This window comes from Streptomyces sp. NPDC046909 (genome assembly GCF_040644695.1).
Lineage (GTDB): Bacteria > Actinomycetota > Actinomycetes > Streptomycetales > Streptomycetaceae > Streptomyces.
The window spans coordinates 372,806-388,160 of the sequence record NZ_JBEYXC010000006.1 but is presented as its reverse complement, the minus strand read 5'-3'; the positions used below and the strand labels follow the sequence as shown (position 1 = coordinate 388,160).

The following is a 15,355-nucleotide window of genomic DNA, read 5'->3' as shown; positions in this document are numbered from 1 at the left end:
CCCCACCGTGCCCGACCTCTCCACCACGCCCACCCGTCACACCGAACTCGTCGACCAAGCCGTCGCCCGCCTCTCACCGCGTTGGACCACCTGGACCCTGCAGACCATCCAGCAGCACGGCCCCATGCGCCTGGCCGACATCAACTCCGCGTTGCCGTGGGTCGGTGTCCACGCCATGGCACAGATCGTGCGCCGCATGCAGACCAGCAACCTCCTGGACCGTCCTCAGGTCGGGGTATACGACCTCACACCGGTCGGCCGCGACGCCCAACACGTCCACCGTGCGCTCTCGGCCTGGCACCGTACCCACCTCACCGACCGCACGGCGTCACTCGCTGAGGCAGAACGCGTAGAGGACGCGCTCGGCCGACTGCGCGGGAAGGGCACGATCCCCCTCCTCCACGCCCTCGCGCAGCACGGTCCCCTGCCCAACGGCGCGCTGCGAGACGAAGCCGGGCTCGCCACCGGTTCCTTCCACTACCGCATCACGCAGCTCCAGACCGACCAGCTCATCACCCGCACGAGCCCCTTCTCCGGCCGGGGCGCCGAGTACACCCTGACGTCCGCGGCCCGTGGGCTCACGCCGGTGTACGCCGAACTCGCGGAGTTCGCCCGCGAGGCAAACCCAGCGACATCCCTCCCGGACGAGCACGGTGCGACAGCGCAGCACGCCATACGCGCGAGCGCGGCGGTGCACCGCAGTCCAGTGGCCTCATCCGAGCTGTTCTCGCACATCCCCAACTCGCAGCCGCGCCTACCGGCGTACGTCACCGCACTCTCGCGCCCGTCCCGGACCAGGTGATTCCAATGCCGACAGCCAGATGCCGCCGCGCGACCGCGCCCACGTGCCCTCACACGAGCCGCTCAGCCGCCCGTGCCCCACCGCCCGAAGGCCCTCTCATGCCCAGCCTGGATCCCCTCGCCCTCGACCCGAACGCGGATGTCCTGGTCAGCCCCGGCTACCTCGCCGGTCCTGGCGACAACCGCAGCATCTTCAACTCCCTCGATCTCGCTCCCGGTTGGATCAAGACCGTCGCCTTCGGCACAGACACGTATTACACGAGCCCGTGCCAGCGCGTACGTGTCGCCAACGCCCTGGAGAGCTTCTACGGCGGGTGGACCATCTCCTACGCCGAGGACCCGCTCGGCGTCCCCGACTGGATCACCACGTTCGACCGGAACACACCCCACGAAATCGTGGCCGCCTTCACTGGGACCCTCGTCGAGGGAGTGCACAACAACTTCGCCGACTTCCTCAGCGGTGGCCGGCGCTACACGGGCATCAGCCCCGCGTCCCTGACCGCGCGCCACCGGTGGGAGCCGGTAAACGGTACCCGGCCGTTCCGTACGGTCTCCCCCGACGGCTACGCCACATATCAGATGAGCGTCGGCTGGCTGCACGAGTACGACGAACTGCTCACGCCCGCGAAGTCGACGTGGCGCATGTCCGCTGGCCCCGACCCCGTGTACACACCGAGCTGGCAGGCCTTCTTCAGCCGGTACACCCCGCAGCACCTCATCACGGCCTCCACCGCCGTGTTCACGGACCCCACTCCCGTGCCGCGCGCCCTGGACCAGATCCCCGACCGCCACCGCTCACTCGTCTCGGTCGCCCGCGCGAACGCGGCCGGGCCCGGCCCACGGGCCGCAGCGGCGCTCGCGCGCAACACCCAAGCCCAGGCGATACACGTACCTCCGCCTCTGGCCGCGCCGACCGCGCTCGCCACGCACGTCGGCTCCCGACGGCAGCGCTAACTCTCACCCTCAGCCCCGGAGTCCCACCGTGCCGATCACCGCCCCCGACGGGGACCTGTACGTCTCCCCGCTCTACCTCGCCGGCTGCACCTTCACCGGCGACCCCGCCCTCGCACCCCTCCTCGATCACGGCTTCGCCCTCCACGACGACGAGCTGGCGAACGTGTACGTCTCCTCCCCGCAACGGCACATACGCCTGGGCTATCTGCCCGAGGGGGAGGACGACACGCTGTGGAAAGTCGCCGTCCACGCTGATCCCTTCGGCCCTCCGCACTGGATGGCCACATTCGACACACCCACCCCCACCGAGCTGGTGACCGCCTTCACCACTGCCCTCGCCAGCAGTTACACGAAGGGGCCGGACGCCTACCTGTCCGGTATGGACCATCCGATCGACGAGGCCCTGCGGCCCCTGACACGAGCTGGGTGGCAGCGCACGGACACGTGGGCCGCGACCACGTGCACCGCACCTGACCAACTGGCCGGACTCACCTACTCGCGCCGCCTCCCCAACTCGCAGGCCGAGCTGCACTCCGACACGCACCGATGGCTGCTGTGGGGCGGCAAGGACGGTTACCACTCACGCTGGCACGCCACGTTCACCTCCCGCACGCCCATCCACCTGATCGCGGCGACCACCGCACGCCTTGCCGACCCCACACCCGTGCTCCGGTACGCGCCCGAGGTCCCGTCCCGAAACCGCGGAGCGGCCCACATCACTCCAGTCACACCGCCGGTACCGACTCCACTGGACGTCCGCCGAGCCGCTGCCGCCCGCGCTCGCACCACCATTCCCCGGGCCGTCGTGCGTGCCCCCGCGGTGGCAACAGCATCCGGTCCCAGCGCCGTTCTTCCGGCCCGCGCCTTCCGGCGTCGATAACCGACGCACCCCCCACCACCAGGCGCACAACCCACCCCACCCCCAGCGCCCCACGCCTCACACGACAACAGGCGAGCCGCTCGCCGCAGCCGCGCATAGCGAGCCCCATCTTTGACGGCCGTCACTCTCGCGGCTTCTGCGTGCGGCGCCATGGGCGCAGCCTGCTCAACCGCGCCCGAATCGCCGCGCCGTAGCATCGGGCCAGGGCCGCGCGGGCCTCTTGTGTGCCGGGGTGGTGGGGACCGAGTATCCGGTCGGCGTCGGCGACGACTCTCTTCAGTAGCGTGATCGCTTCTCCCGTGCGATCCATCCTGCAGTAAGCGACGCCCAGGTTGATGAAGCCCTCGATGGCGTCCTGGATGCCGAACAGGCGCTCTGTGTCGGCCGCGACCCGCTCCAGCAGGGGAATTCCTTCCTTTGGACGTCCCGCCTCCATGAGGGCGACACCCATGCCGCCGCGGATGACGAGGGTGTGGGCATGGTCCTCGCCCAGCATCCGTCCGAGGTCGGCTGCGGCCCGCTCCAGCAGCGCGACCTTCTGGTCCACACCGATGTCTTCGGACCGGTCCTCGCCCAGCACCTGCCCGACGTCGGCCACCGCGCGCCGCAGGGTCTTCGCTTCCTCGGCCTGCCCCGTCTTCTCGTAGAACTGCACCAGGCCGGCGTAGGCCGACAAGCCCTCGGCGTCGGGGTTGCCCTCTCCCACGAGCCGCCGCGCCAGGACCATCGCTTCCTCCGCACGGCCCGCGTCCCAGTAGCAGGCGGCCAGCCCGATACGGGCCCTGACGGTGTCGGGATGGTCTTCACCCAGCAGCCGTTCGGTCTCGGTGACGTTGAGCTGCGCCGCGTCGATCGCGTCGTCCACACGCCCCGACGCTCGGTAGGTGTCGGCCAGGCAGTCCCGAATCCTGCGCGTGTCCGGGTGACCGGTACCGAGGACCTGCTCGGCGTCGGCGACAACCCGCTCCCCGAGAACGATTGCCTCGTCGACGTGCCCCGCTTCGAAGTGGATCGCGGCCAGGTTGCCGCGGGCCACGACGGCGACAGGATCGTCGTCGCCCAGCAGCCGCTCGGCGTCGGCGACGGCAAGCTCCGTCAGAGTGATCGCTTCCCCGGTGCGCCCCGCCTGGTGGTAGTAGCCGGCCAGGTTCACGCGACTCTCCAGCGTGGTGGGATGGCCCTCGCCCAGGATCCGCTCCCGGTCGGCCACGACCCGCTCCCCGACGGCGATCGCCTCCGCGGCACGCCCGGCCTCGGCGTAGGAGCCGGCCAGGATGCTGCGGGAGGCCAGGGTGTCCGGGTGATCCGGTTCCAGGATCCGCTCGCGGTCGGCGACGACGCGCTCCCCGAGGGCAATGGCTTCTGCGGTGCGCCCCGCCTGTAAGTAGTAGGCGGCCAGGTTGCTGCGGGCCAGGACGGTGGCCAGGGCGTCCTGGTCCCCGAGCCGTTCGCGGTCGGTGACGACCCGGGACCCTATGGCGATCGCCTCCGCGGTGCGCCCCGCCTGTGAGTAGTAGCCAGCGAGGTTACTGCGGGCCAGGACGGTGGCCGGGGCGTCCTGGTCCCGGAGCCGCTCGTGTTCGGTGACGACCCGGGACCCTATGGCGATCGCCTCTACGGTGCGCCCCGCCAGCGCATAGGAGCTGGCCAGGTTGGCGTACGCGCGCACGGTGGTGGGGTGATCGTCGCCCAGCAGCCGTTCGGCGTCGGCGGCGGCCCATTCCCCACCGGAGATCGCTTCCTCCAGGCGCCCCGCCATCCGGTACGCGGTGGCCAGGGCGCTGCGTGCCTCCAGGGTCTCGGCGTGCTCACCGCCCAGCAGCCGCTCGGCATCGGCGGCCAGGCGCTCGAAGTAACTCACCGCAGCGGAGTACAGGCCTGCGCCCAGCAGACTCGCCCCGGCCCGGCCCAGGACCGAGTGGCCGTCGCGCTGCCACAGCAGGTCACCTGACACGGCTGCCAGGGTGACGGTGTTGGCCCGCAGCACGGCAGCGAGGTCCCAGTCCGTGTGGTCGCTCTCGGGCCAGATCGCCGCCAGGGCGTCCGCTGCCGCAGGCACGGCCGCGGTGACCAGGTTCGCGGGGGCGTTTTCGCGCGCGGCGCGGGCGGTCAGCGCGTGCATGCTCACCGCGCGGGCGCCGTCCCGGGAGCCGAAGGTGATCAGGCTGTAGTGGTGCAGCAGCTGCAGCACGGACCGGGCCTGTTCGGCGGTGACCAGTGCGGGCGCAAGGGTGTCCGCAGGGCCGGAGGGCATGCTGCGGTGGGCGCTCAGGTAGCCGGTGACCGCTGCATCGGCCCACAGACTCAAGGGGTGACCGACCGGGTCCAGGTGAGCGGTCAGGCACAGGGCCGGCGCGGCCACGCCCACCGGGTCGCGGCGCCGGACGGCGTCCAGCGCCAGCAGCAGAGCGGCCGCGACCGGCCGGCCATAGCCCTCGGTGTCAGCCTCGGGAGGCAGCATCGCCTCCAGACGGGACCGCCGGTCGGTGAACAGCTGAAGATAGGACGCGCAGGGCACATCCTCGTTGATCATGTAGGCGGCCGCGTGTGACAGGGCCAGCGGCAGGTGCCCCAACTCGCGCAGCAGATCCGTGGCCTGCGCGTCCAGCAGTCGGGACATGTCCGTGTCGGTGAACCGGTGACGCAGGTAGGCGATGGCTTCGTCCGGGGCGTAGGTACCGACATCGACGACCGCCCGGCCGCCGCCCGACATCAGAGCATCGCGGCGCCGGGACGTGGCCAGCACCCGGCCGTCCCCGTTGGACGATGACGGCGGCCACCACCGCTTGATGCTCTCCCTGTCGGCGACGTCGTCGAGCACGACCAGCCACGAGCGGGAGGTAGAGGCCAACCACCTCTTAAAGGCCCGCGCATCACTCTCGGCGTCCTCCCCCCGCGCGCCGTCCGCCTGGACGCCAAGCGCGGCGGCGGCATAGCCGGTTACGACCTGCGCCATGTCGGCGGCGTTCACCCACACCACCACCTCGGTGCCGGCGGCCAGGACCTGGTGGGCGCGGGCGGCGGCCAGCTGGGACTTGCCCACACCGCCGCCGCCGGAGAGCACCACAGAGGTGCGTCCGGCCCAGGCCCGGTCGATCCGGTCGCGCAGGCCGGGGCGCGGCTGGAAGGCGGAGGCCAAGGGCGGCACATCACCCACCACCACCGGCCAGACGACCGGAGGACGCGGCGGGGCGTGATAGTCGAGGTGCCTGATGTACCCGGCGGCAAGCCCACCCGACTCCGCGTGGATCGACAGGTGGTGCGCGGTGATGTGCGGAGCGCGACGAGCGCCGGGCGCGGTCAGCTCCCGTCCGAACCCGGCGACAAGGGGTTTCCGAAGGTCACATCGCCCATCTTCACAGCCGCTGCCGCGTTGTCCCGGGCCTCGATGTGCACATCGCCGCCGATGGCGATGCCGTCATCCGCGGCCGACACACCGCCGCCGGCCTGCTGAGCCAGGGCCACCAGCTCACGCAACTGGGCAGCCACCTGCTCACGGCCGCCCTCGTCCAACTCGTACAGCAGATCCTGAAAACGGGTCCGCCAGGCGGTCACCGCGGCGTCCCGCACCTGCCCGACCTCGCCGGAATCGGCGCTCTCCAATTCGGCTGCCGTACGGTCCAGCCTGTCCAGGGCCGCTTCCTCAGCGGCATCCGCCGCAGGGCCACGCCCGAAGACACGGGCCACCCGCTCCCGCAAGCCCTGCCAGGCATCCGTACCAGCCGCCTGAGCCACTGCCACCCCGGCCGCCGAAGCCAAAGCGATCAACGCCTGATCCAACATGCCGCCCCCGTGCCCAAAAATGTGGGTGAAAACGCCTGTTCCGGCGTAGGCAGCATACTGCGGGCGCAGCCGAATCGACTGGTCCTTCTCACTGCCGCAACGCCCGGCTATCGCTACAACCCGAGCCAGCCGAGCGCCGCACCTGCATCGGCGTCTACTGGGGTGCGGGGAGCAGGCCGCTGTCCAGGTGGAAGGAGCTGCGCATCGTCCTGCCGACCTGAGCAGACGTCAGGTCGAGGTTCAGGCGGGCCCGGAGGCAGATTTCCCCGAGGCTGCCGGCGGTCTCCCGAACGCTGACCCCCGACGCCGCACTACGCGATCCGCGTTGGGCGGGCGAAGCCCGCTGGGCAGCATGCACACTCTGGCCACTGCGGATGATCGCATCCATCGTATCGATGCCTATCCGATAGCCACGAGTTCAGCATTTCCGAAGGGCCGCCCAGGGCAAACTTGAGGGCAGCAACGGCTCATTGGGCTGCAACGCTTCCTCACCCACGGGTATCGCTCAGTAGGACCATGCTGGCGGGGTCGTCCGGATGCACGGAGTACGCCGAACGACCGGAAGAGCCCCATGGCCTGGCACTGGGCGGGTACCGACACTTCTTGCGCACCAGATGGAGTCCGTCGTCGACCTCAATCTGCGTGAACTCGCAGCCCGGACGGGCAGGGTGTCCGATCCGGACGTCCCGGATTCTATGATCGGGACCGATCTGAGGAATATCTTCCGAAAGGGGGTCTGAAACTCTTTCAAGCCCAGTGAGATGGGACAACCAAAACAGAATGTGTCTCAGCTCACTGTCCCTTGGGCCGGAAAAGATTCATCGCACGTGACCGGTAATGCACTCGATGGTCCCATCAGCGCCGTCCGCAAATGCCCGCCCGCTACCTGGCCCTCCGGAGTTATTCGCCAGCTCTCCGGAGCGGCGCGCTAGAAGTCGTACACCGCGAAGTTGGCAACCGGGCGGTACCCAATCCTCTGATACAGGCCGTTGCTGGTGGGGTTGGCCAGGTCCGCGAACAGCAGCACCTCCGCTGCGCCTGCGGCGAGCGCGGCTCGGCTCACCTCGACTGTCGCGGCGCCCGCGTAACCGCGGCCTCGCAGGTGAGCTGGGGTATAGACGGGGGCCACCCGGATCTGGCCCGCGACCATGGGTGTCCTGCCCGCCATGGAGACGGGGGTGCCGTCCGGGGTTTCCCATAGCGTGACGCGTTCGTCGGCGATGCGCGTGTCCGCCCATGAGCCGTTGTCCGCAGAAGGAGTTCCCCCGATGTCGGCGACGAACTCTCGGTGCCAGAGCATGAGTCGCTCACGGTCTTCCTCACCCGCGATTCGCCCGCGGCCCTCAGGGAACGGCTCCGGTGGCGTGAGCGTGCCCAGGCGGTACAGGCGCTCCCGCTCGTGCAGCACCGGTGTTGCGCCCGTGTGCCGCTGCCAAGCCTCGGCGAAGGAGGTGGCGGTGTCGTGGTCCGCGTTGACGCCGGGGAGGGATTGGCCGAGGTCAGCCAGGTGGGCGGCGAGGCTTTGGGCCTCTTCGGGGGTGAGCGGGGTGAGGGTCAAACGGCGGGGCGGGGTACGGAAGAAGGTCGCGCGGACCTCGCCCGCCCGCTCCAGCAGGCCGAAGACGGGGGCGTCGTCGCCGTACGCGTCCGCCCCGCGCGTACTCAGTGCCTCGGTCACCGTCAGCGGGACGGTGTGAAGGACGGGACGCGAGCGCAGGCAGTCTCCGGCACGAGCGAGAAAGTCGTCGACGTCTTCGGTGAGGTGCCAGCCATCCGGACTCATGCCTCATGATCCCGCGTGCTGTTGGCGTGCGCCCGTGGTTTTCCGCTGAGAGAGGCACGCTGACACCGACTCACTCCCAGGGACCCGTCAGCCCCGGCGTCCACCAGCCGCGCCAGCTCCCCTACGCTCAGCTCGATCCGCCGCCCATCAGCCATCCGGGACCGGCCCAGCGACGCCGCCTCGACGTCGTCGACAGCCTCGTCGTGTTCGCGAATCTCCCTGCTGCTCAAGCCCGCTCCTCCCCTTCTCTCAATCCAGCCACGCAAGCGGCCGCTCCCGCACCAGCTGGGCGGACGACCGTTTCATTCCGCGTTGCACGGACATCAGTCGCCGCATCCGTGGCCAGTTCGCCCACGGCAGACGCACACCGCGGGCAACGACTGGAGACCTCGTCCGAGACCATGTCAACGTACGGGAGCCCGGAAAAACCACAGGTCAAAGAAGGGTTCTCTGTTCGTGACGCTCACCACCACAGCTATGTTCCGACCTCTCGCCGAGCTTCCTCCGCCCACCCTCGATGAGCGTGAGTGGCTTCTCGAATGCCACTGCGCCCGGCCTGTGACCGACCTCCTCAAGGCCCAGGGATGGGACGTCGTCGCCGATCTGGACTACAACGTCCACTGCTCCAGCCCCGACCGACGCGTGTACGTGGGCTTTCTCCCCGAAAGCCGGGAGGCAGCACGCGGCGAGCTGTGGCACATCCACGTCACGGACCACAGCGGCACCAGGGCCTGGCGCCAGACCTTCGGACCGGATACGCCGGCACGGGCCGTCGCCGGATTCCTCGCCGCTCTGATCGCCTTCCCCACCCGCTACTGCACCTGCGTGTGACACCCGCTCCGCACTCTCATCGCCCAGGAGACCGTCTTGCCCTACGAGATCACCGTTGGCCAACTGGTTCACCAGCTCCAGACCTTCGACCCCGACCTGCCCGTGTTCCTCGCCATCAATCCCGACTGGCCCTACGCCCACCGCATCGGCCGCACCCTGGAGATCACCGGGGCGATCGGAGCCGTCTACATCGCTGAGAACGGCCAGGAGGGCGTGCTACCGCCCGCCGTCCGCAACCAGCTGGACTGGGCCGACGTATGACGTGCCACCCGCGGACACGGCCCACTGCGCCGCCGATCAACTCCTCCGACTCCTCGCACCACCTGCTCCTCAGCGACCTGGTCCTTCACCCCATGCCACGGTCGGTGCGCGGCGCTCTCCTCCGCTGCGTGCCGCCTCATCCCGCCCAGCCGATCCACACGGTGTGGATAAGCAACCTGAAGCCCGAGCGTCTCCATCCCGGCTCCATCCTGCTCAGCTGGGAGCCCGGCCTCGGAGGCGGAATGGATGTGACCGCTCGCCTCCGTCTGGCCTCAGCCGAGGTCCTCCTCGCCAGATGGCCGGACCTCCACGGCGACTGGACCACGGTCGTGCACCCCACCCTTCACGAGGTCATTGGGCTTCACACCGCGCTGTCCGTCGCTACCGACGCGCTGCACCTCGCTAACCACCTGGCGAGCCGCTGACAAGCCGTTCGCCGCGAACTTCCGAGGGCTGACCCACGATTGGGGGCAGCCCTCGTGGCGTTGGGCCATCGCAACCTAGTGCCGAACGGCCGAGTGCCTTCCTAATGCCAACCGCTGGTATGCCCACGAGCGCAGCTGTTAGAGGCGTATCCCGCTGTCACCCAGGACGTCGGCGGCTACCGTGCGAAGTCCCTTCACCGCCTGGTAGAGCAAGTGCTCCCGCTCAGCGGCGAGCGCCGTGTCCTCGGCCTTGCGGGAGGTGTCTTCAGCGTGAGCATCACGCACCATCCGCCGCACGACCTCGGCGAGGTCGGCAGCCGCGCGGACCACGGCGTAGAGCGCCTCCACCACGGAAGGTGGCCCCTCCAGGATGACGAGTTCGGCGGCCCGGTGGACGTCGCGGGCTTGGGCGACGAAGCGTTCCATCTTCTGGTCGACGTTCCTCAGGTCCGGCCGGTCCGCGCGTAGCGCGTCGCGCACTTCGTCCAGGGCGACATCGCGGTCGTACACCGCGCCCAGGTAGTTCGCGTAGGCGTCCCGGCGGTGCTGCCGACGCCACTGGAGGAACTGCGAGCGCGCCGCCGCGCGTCCAGTGACCATCGCGGAGCCGAGGGTGGCGAGTGAGCCTACGGCAGCACCGAGCAGAGCGGCGAGTCCAGCGTCCATCGCCCCATTCTTCCTACGTCCAGGCCTACTTGAGGTGCGCCCCCGAAGCGAGACCTGGTCGTTCGCAGGGACCTTATGAGCCCGCCGCATGCACCATCGGACGTCGTCTACGGTGCTTGGCCGCCGAACCTATTCGGGCCTGGGCTCGGTCAGATAGATGCCGGCGAGCGTGCCGTCGTAGCCCGTGGCCTGGGCCGCGGCCTCCAAGCTCGGGTAGTCCTGGCCGCCGACGTCGATCATCGCCTCGTAGTCCGCTCGGGTCAGTTCGCGCTCGACCCACTGGTGTGCGCAGCGGCAGCGGATGCTGATCTCGTTGCGGTCGCAGATGACCATCCAGTCGCGCCGGGCGCCGCACCGTGGACACATCACCGGGATCCCGGTGATGACGATTTCCTCGGGGTGGGTGGTGGCGCGGAGGCCGTTGCTGCCGTCGCCGAGTTGCATCTCCTTCTGGAGGCGCCGCAGGGGGTCGTCGCCGAGCGTCTCCGGCAGAACGGTTCTCTGAGGGGGGAGGCCTTCGTCGAGTACCTGCATTGTCTCCTTCTCCATATCAACCAGCCCTAACAGGCGCCGACCGTCGATGTCCAGCTCTTTGCGCTGCTCAGCGCCTTGGTCCTCGGGGGTGAGGGTCCGCACGGTGGGTCACCGGCGGTGCCTCGGGCGCCGGTGGCAGAGATGAGTGGGAGCGCGATTGCGCCGCCCGCATGTCCGCGCGTGCACGCGGTGGCGCCATGGTGGCGGGCAGGTTGGCGATGCGTCGTAGCCGCCAGACGAGGACGTCGGTAACGCTGTCGGCGGTTTCCAGTTCACGCCATTCGACGGCCTGTTGAAGCAGGGCATCGGGGTCGTGTCCTGCGCGCTCGGCCTGGTCCAGGGTGGCAGCGAGGGCGTCCCAGCCGGGCTCGTGGCGTATCACCTCGGCCTGGTCGGGCAGGGCGGTTTCGAGAGTGCCGGCGTACCGCTCTCGCACGGGATCGGGGAGGCGTCGGCCGTGCTCGCGCATCCTGTTCATGGGGGCAGCGGCGGCCGATCGGTAGGCGCTGCGCAAGTGTTGTGCGGCTCGCTGGGCGGCGGCTGCCTGCTGGGCGTGGCCACGGGCGGAGTGCCAGCGCGCGGCGGCGATGGTGACGAGGACCATCGTGGACAGGACCATCGCGGTGGCGCCGCCGTCTTCGCCTTTGCCGAGGGCGTTGCCAGCGCGGATGATGCCGCGAGCGGCGGCGCGAACAGCCCGGTTGTCGGCCCGCTCGGCGCGGACGTGGGAGCGGGTAGCGCGTTCGAAGGCGCGGGCGGCCTCGACGAGTTCCTTGCGGGTGGAGGCCGGGGCGGTCTGGGCGATGGCGTCGAGGAGTTCGCCGACGCCGACGAGTTGGGCGGCAGAGTCTTCGTCGTCGTCCTCGTGGAGGATCGATGCCGCTCGTTCGGCGGCCGGGACTGCCTGGCGCCGGGCGCGTGCCGGGGGAAGTACTCGTTCATCACCATGGTCGGTGACGGGTTCGTCGTCGGGGCGTCCAGCATGAAGGCGCTGGCGGATCCTGGGGAGGGAGAGGTCCGGAGCGAGTTTGGAGCCGGAGAACCAGATGGGTTCGCCGTCGCGGTTGCGGTCGCCGGGGAGGGCGACCTTGTATCCGAGGGTGTCGCCGGACGGAGCGATGCGCTGTTCGACCCGCAGGCCGGCCTCGGCGAGGCGGTGGAAGAACTCCTCCTCGCTAGCGGCGCCGGCCAGGGCGTGGCGGACGCTCTCCCGCAGGACCTCGCGGGGTGTCTCGGTCCGGCCGGTTCGTTCGGCCTTGGAGCGTTCGGCGCTGGTGGGGCGCTGGGCTGCGGTACGGTCGCCGCCGTTGAGGATCTGCAGGCCGAACTCCTTCTCGATCTTGCGGCATTCGGCCTGGGCGCGGATGCCGTCTTCGTGGCGGCGGGGGCTGCGTCCGTCTTCGCGCTTGAGGGTGGCGACGAGGTGGATGTGGTCGTCGGCGTGGCGTACGGCGATCCACCGGCAGGCCTTGTCGTCGCCGTATTCGGCGATGCCGGTGGCGTGGACGATGCGACGGGCGACTTCGGCCCACTCGGCGTCGGTGAGGTGACGGTCGCCGGGGGCGGTACGGACGGGGCAGTGCCACACGTGCCGGGCCGGTCGCCGGCCCTTCGGAAGGGCGAGGACGGGAAGGTCAAGTCGGTCGGTGAGCTGCTTGAGCGTGGCGGACGGGTCGCGTCCGGGGTCGGCGGCGAGTTCGGGCATCCAGGCTGCAACGAGATGCGGATCGGTGTGTTCTTCGCGGCGGCCGGGACCGTAGAGGTAGTTGAGGAGTCCGTACGTCCGGCTGCCGGTGGAGATATCGGGGACCACCGTCAGCGCCGCGCGATCTCGATCGCGGCGGCCTCGACCCGCTCCGCGACCCGCAGGACACGGGCGACCGCAGCGTCCACGTACTCCACTTGACCGCCGGAGTTGAGGATGCGGGCCACCTGGTTGAGGTTGCCGCCGACACGGGCGAGCTGTGCGCTGGCGGCCATCAGTTCTTCAACCCGGCCACGCTGGTCCAACAGCCAAGGCTGGGGACCTCCTTGAGCCTGGGCGACCGCGACCGCCGCGTCGGCAAGAAACCCGGCGGTCTTCAGACCGACGGCTTCCGCGGCGCGCGTCACGAGCGCGAGTTCGTCGGAGGTCAGGCGGACGCTGCGGACTTGGTCACGGTGTACGCGCTGGCGCAGGCGAGGTCGCGTACGCGGTGCGGCGTGCGGGGTCGGTTCCCCTCCTGGCTGCGATCCGCCCTCGGTCGCAGCCTCCGAGTCCGGCACCCCCTGGTGCCGGGCCTCCCCCGTCGCTCCTGGGGCGGGGGTAAGCCCTTCCGAAACTCCTCCGCAGCCCGTGGCTGCGGAGGAGTTTCGGAAGGTACAGCTTGCTCGGCTTCGTGCCGGGCAGTCGCCTTGCAGCAGGTCAGAGGTTGTTTCGGGCGACTCGGAGGGCGTCATCGGGGCGTCTGGGCCTTCGTGCGGCGCATGTCGCGGAGGACCTCGGTGACGAAGTCGAGCGCGAGGACCGGGTGGTGCAGGGTGCGGGGCGTGCTGGAGGGGGTTCGCTGGACGGTCCAGGTGCCGTCCGGGCCGGGTTCGGCGCGGTGGAGGTGGCCGTATCGCAGGAGCACGGTGATCCAGGCGTCGGCTTCGGCGGGAGTTACCGGGGTGGTGCGCATAGGGGTGTCTCCGGTGCGTGGAGGGGAGTTTGGTGGGGTGCGGGCGGCCCGGCTGTGGCCGTTGGCCGCCCCCTTGTCTGGGCCGGTCGGTCAGCCGGTCCTGGTGGCCGACTTTTGGCCGGTCTCGGCGCGGAGTTGTTGCATCAGGGCGGTCAGCCGGTCATTGGCCAGCGTTTTGCCCTGTCCGCGGATGGCGTCGGCGACGACCTCGCGGGTGACCTTGCCCGCGTCGGCGACCGCCTGGCGGGCGATCGGCAGGAGGGTGTCCGCCGCCTCCGCGGTGTCCGAGCCGCCATTGTCCGAGCCCTCCGGGCCGGTCTCCGGCTCGGTGACCGTAGGGTCGGCAAGCCGCAGGCGGGTGACCGGGGCAGGTCTACTGACCGACTGTCCGCCCAGGTCATCGGCCTCTCCGCCGTTCGCCAGCCCCGCCTCCGGAGCGCTCGCCGGGTGTCCGGACGGCTCCTCCCGGTCAGCCGTTCCCGGCACGTTCGGGCCGGAAGTGACCGCCGGACGGCCGTTCTCCGGCCGGGCGAGCGTGGCCGAGTGGCCGGAGGTGGCCGGGACCGGCCGGTGGCCGGCCGCCGCGAGCGCGGTCTCCGGCCGGTCAGCGGCGATCCGGTCAGTGCGGACGGTGAAGGTGTCCGAGTGTCCGTGGTGACCGGCCTCGGTGACCCGGCGGGCGATGAGGATGTACAGGTGGACAGCTCCGGCCAGGGCGAGCGGGGCGAGGGTGGACAGGGCGCCGACGGTGACGTCGCCGAGCCGCAGTCCGCCACCTCCGGGGTGCTGCTGGTTGAGGCGTACGGCGTGCAGGGCGTTGGCCCAGATGCTGGCGGCCGTCGCGGTGCCGAACAGCGTCCACACGTACAGGCGGGCGGCGAAGGAGGCGGTGCGCAGGACCAGGAGGGCGCGTACCCCGTAGGCGATGAAACCGTCGATCACCAGGGGGAAGAGGAACGTGAGGGGTCCGCGAACGTGGATGGCGGTGGCCATCTGCTGCAGGGCGTCGTACGAGAGCGCGCATCCTGCGCCGCCGAGCGCGACGATCGCGGCTCGGTCCCAGCCGGTGATCGGGGCCGGTGTCGGTGCGCTGTGGCTCACGCGGCGGTCCCGAGGTCGTCGCGTGCGGGGGTCTCGGCTGCGGGTGTCTTGAGCTTCTTGGTGGTGCTCTTGGGCTTCTTCTTCCCCTTGTTATTCGCCTTCTTCTGGTCGACGGCGCGGTTGCGGATCTCCCGGCGGATGTTGCGGTAGAGCTTCTCGGCGTGCTCCTCGGTGAACTTGAGCAGCCAGGCGAGCCGCTCGGCCGGCACCTTGGCGTGGTAGGCGGCTATGACGACGGCGTCGCGCTCGGCCTGGGTGAGGTGGATGTCGCGGCCGGCCAACACCTCGTTCACGCGGGCGTAGTCGAAGCGGCGGTGGAGCTTGCGGTGCAGAGGGTCGCGTTCCTCTTCGGTCATGCCGCCCCGGATGCCGTCGCGGTCGCCGTTTTCGAGGGCGGCGTCGAGGCAGGTGGCGCGGACGGGGCACTGCGCGCACAGGGCCTTGGCGGCGCGGATGCGGTCCATCTCGTCCGGCTCGGGGAAGAAGATCTCCGGGTCGACCTGGTGGTGGGGCGTCGAGCGGCAGGCGGCGCTGTCGTGCCAGGTGAGGTCGCCGAGGGTGCGCGGGGTCTGGTTCTCGGTGCTGTGCATGTGGGTGTCTCCGGTCGCCCCGGGCGCGTTTTGGGCAGGCGCGTCCCAGGGGTTGGTGCGTGAAGGAGGCGGCGGCAGCCGGTCGC

General features: G+C 70.3%; 17 protein-coding genes. 6 read left to right on the top strand and 11 right to left on the bottom strand.

Translation table 11 applies throughout. The features are described 5' to 3' along the window. The first annotated feature begins 7 nt into the window (after positions 1-7). The 3 genes from ABZ928_RS22495 (at position 8) to ABZ928_RS22485 (ending at position 2,635) form a co-directional block, all read left to right on the top strand. On the top strand, positions 8-802 hold the full coding sequence (locus ABZ928_RS22495; RefSeq protein ID WP_361521655.1) for a winged helix-turn-helix transcriptional regulator: 795 nt from the start codon (positions 8-10) through the stop codon (positions 800-802). Between the two features lie 98 nt (positions 803-900). Further along, positions 901-1,755 (top strand): DUF317 domain-containing protein, encoded by an 855-nt coding sequence (locus tag ABZ928_RS22490; protein ID WP_361521652.1) that lies wholly within the window; start codon positions 901-903, stop codon positions 1,753-1,755. Positions 1,756-1,783: 28 nt separating this feature from the next. Then, positions 1,784-2,635, top strand: coding sequence for a DUF317 domain-containing protein (locus ABZ928_RS22485; RefSeq protein ID WP_361521650.1), 852 nt, complete (start codon positions 1,784-1,786; stop codon positions 2,633-2,635). A gap of 121 nt (positions 2,636-2,756) precedes the next feature. On the opposite strand, the gene ABZ928_RS22480 is transcribed toward ABZ928_RS22485, so the two are convergent. The 4 genes from ABZ928_RS22480 to ABZ928_RS22465 form a co-directional block, all read right to left on the bottom strand. Continuing rightward, complete coding sequence (locus tag ABZ928_RS22480; protein ID WP_361521647.1) at positions 2,757-5,774, bottom strand: tetratricopeptide repeat protein; 3,018 nt, start codon at positions 5,772-5,774, stop codon at positions 2,757-2,759. 161 nt (positions 5,775-5,935) lie between these two features. Next, complete coding sequence (locus ABZ928_RS22475; RefSeq protein ID WP_361521644.1) at positions 5,936-6,418, bottom strand: hypothetical protein; 483 nt, start codon at positions 6,416-6,418, stop codon at positions 5,936-5,938. Between the two features lie 928 nt (positions 6,419-7,346). Further along, complete coding sequence (locus tag ABZ928_RS22470; protein WP_361521642.1) at positions 7,347-8,201, bottom strand: GNAT family N-acetyltransferase; 855 nt, start codon at positions 8,199-8,201, stop codon at positions 7,347-7,349. Then, the gene (locus ABZ928_RS22465; RefSeq protein WP_361521639.1) at positions 8,198-8,431 is read right to left on the bottom strand and encodes a hypothetical protein; all 234 of its coding nucleotides are present in this window, start codon (positions 8,429-8,431) and stop codon (positions 8,198-8,200) included. The genes ABZ928_RS22470 and ABZ928_RS22465 overlap by 4 nt, the downstream gene beginning before the upstream one ends. A 247-nt stretch (positions 8,432-8,678) precedes the next feature. Here ABZ928_RS22465 and ABZ928_RS22460 point away from each other — a divergent pair, with 247 nt between their 5' ends. The 3 genes from ABZ928_RS22460 (at position 8,679) to ABZ928_RS22450 (ending at position 9,718) form a co-directional block, all read left to right on the top strand. Next, on the top strand, positions 8,679-9,032 hold the full coding sequence (locus tag ABZ928_RS22460) for a DUF317 domain-containing protein (protein ID WP_361521636.1): 354 nt from the start codon (positions 8,679-8,681) through the stop codon (positions 9,030-9,032). A 36-nt stretch (positions 9,033-9,068) separates the two neighbouring features. Then, entirely contained in the window at positions 9,069-9,293 is a 225-nt protein-coding gene (locus tag ABZ928_RS22455) for a hypothetical protein (RefSeq protein ID WP_361521633.1), read from the top strand. A 128-nt stretch (positions 9,294-9,421) separates the two neighbouring features. After that, positions 9,422-9,718 carry an esterase gene (locus ABZ928_RS22450; RefSeq protein WP_361521630.1) on the top strand — a complete coding sequence of 99 codons (297 nt, stop codon included), beginning with the start codon at positions 9,422-9,424 and terminating at the stop codon, positions 9,716-9,718. A 138-nt stretch (positions 9,719-9,856) separates the two neighbouring features. Here ABZ928_RS22450 and ABZ928_RS22445 read toward each other — a convergent pair whose 3' ends face one another. The 7 genes from ABZ928_RS22445 to ABZ928_RS22415 all read right to left on the bottom strand — a co-directional run bounded on the left by ABZ928_RS22445 (position 9,857) and on the right by ABZ928_RS22415 (position 15,269). Further along, positions 9,857-10,384 (bottom strand): proline dehydrogenase, encoded by a 528-nt coding sequence (locus ABZ928_RS22445; RefSeq protein WP_361521627.1) that lies wholly within the window; start codon positions 10,382-10,384, stop codon positions 9,857-9,859. A gap of 129 nt (positions 10,385-10,513) precedes the next feature. After that, positions 10,514-10,918 (bottom strand): hypothetical protein, encoded by a 405-nt coding sequence (locus tag ABZ928_RS22440; protein ID WP_361521624.1) that lies wholly within the window; start codon positions 10,916-10,918, stop codon positions 10,514-10,516. 67 nt (positions 10,919-10,985) lie between these two features. Then, positions 10,986-12,731, bottom strand: a complete 1,746-nt coding sequence (locus ABZ928_RS22435) for a relaxase/mobilization nuclease domain-containing protein (protein ID WP_361521622.1) — start codon at positions 12,729-12,731, stop codon at positions 10,986-10,988. A 2-nt stretch (positions 12,732-12,733) separates the two neighbouring features. Further along, positions 12,734-13,030 carry a plasmid mobilization relaxosome protein MobC gene (mobC, locus tag ABZ928_RS22430; RefSeq protein WP_361521619.1) on the bottom strand — a complete coding sequence of 99 codons (297 nt, stop codon included), beginning with the start codon at positions 13,028-13,030 and terminating at the stop codon, positions 12,734-12,736. A gap of 323 nt (positions 13,031-13,353) precedes the next feature. Continuing rightward, positions 13,354-13,578: a hypothetical protein gene (locus ABZ928_RS22425; RefSeq protein WP_361521616.1), complete on the bottom strand. Its 225-nt coding sequence runs from the start codon at positions 13,576-13,578 to the stop codon at positions 13,354-13,356. A gap of 90 nt (positions 13,579-13,668) precedes the next feature. Then, positions 13,669-14,679: a DUF2637 domain-containing protein gene (locus tag ABZ928_RS22420; RefSeq protein WP_361521613.1), complete on the bottom strand. Its 1,011-nt coding sequence runs from the start codon at positions 14,677-14,679 to the stop codon at positions 13,669-13,671. Then, the gene (locus tag ABZ928_RS22415) at positions 14,676-15,269 is read right to left on the bottom strand and encodes a WhiB family transcriptional regulator (RefSeq protein ID WP_361521610.1); all 594 of its coding nucleotides are present in this window, start codon (positions 15,267-15,269) and stop codon (positions 14,676-14,678) included. Before ABZ928_RS22415 ends, ABZ928_RS22420 begins: the two co-directional genes overlap by 4 nt. Positions 15,270-15,355 lie beyond the last annotated feature (86 nt).

Bases quoted from the DNA above. Each gene is read 5' to 3' on its own strand.
- ABZ928_RS22440 (WP_361521624.1), bottom strand. From the start codon at position 10,918: ATGCAGGTACTCGACGAAGGCCTCCCCCCTCAGAGAACCGTTCTGCCG.
- ABZ928_RS22470 (WP_361521642.1), bottom strand. From the start codon at position 8,201: ATGAGTCCGGATGGCTGGCACCTCACCGAAGACGTCGACGACTTTCTC.
- ABZ928_RS22460 (WP_361521636.1), top strand. From the start codon at position 8,679: ATGTTCCGACCTCTCGCCGAGCTTCCTCCGCCCACCCTCGATGAGCGT.
- ABZ928_RS22425 (WP_361521616.1), bottom strand. From the start codon at position 13,578: ATGCGCACCACCCCGGTAACTCCCGCCGAAGCCGACGCCTGGATCACC.
- ABZ928_RS22490 (WP_361521652.1), top strand. From the start codon at position 901: ATGCCCAGCCTGGATCCCCTCGCCCTCGACCCGAACGCGGATGTCCTG.
- ABZ928_RS22445 (WP_361521627.1), bottom strand. From the start codon at position 10,384: ATGGACGCTGGACTCGCCGCTCTGCTCGGTGCTGCCGTAGGCTCACTC.
- ABZ928_RS22475 (WP_361521644.1), bottom strand. From the start codon at position 6,418: ATGTTGGATCAGGCGTTGATCGCTTTGGCTTCGGCGGCCGGGGTGGCA.
- ABZ928_RS22415 (WP_361521610.1), bottom strand. From the start codon at position 15,269: ATGCACAGCACCGAGAACCAGACCCCGCGCACCCTCGGCGACCTCACC.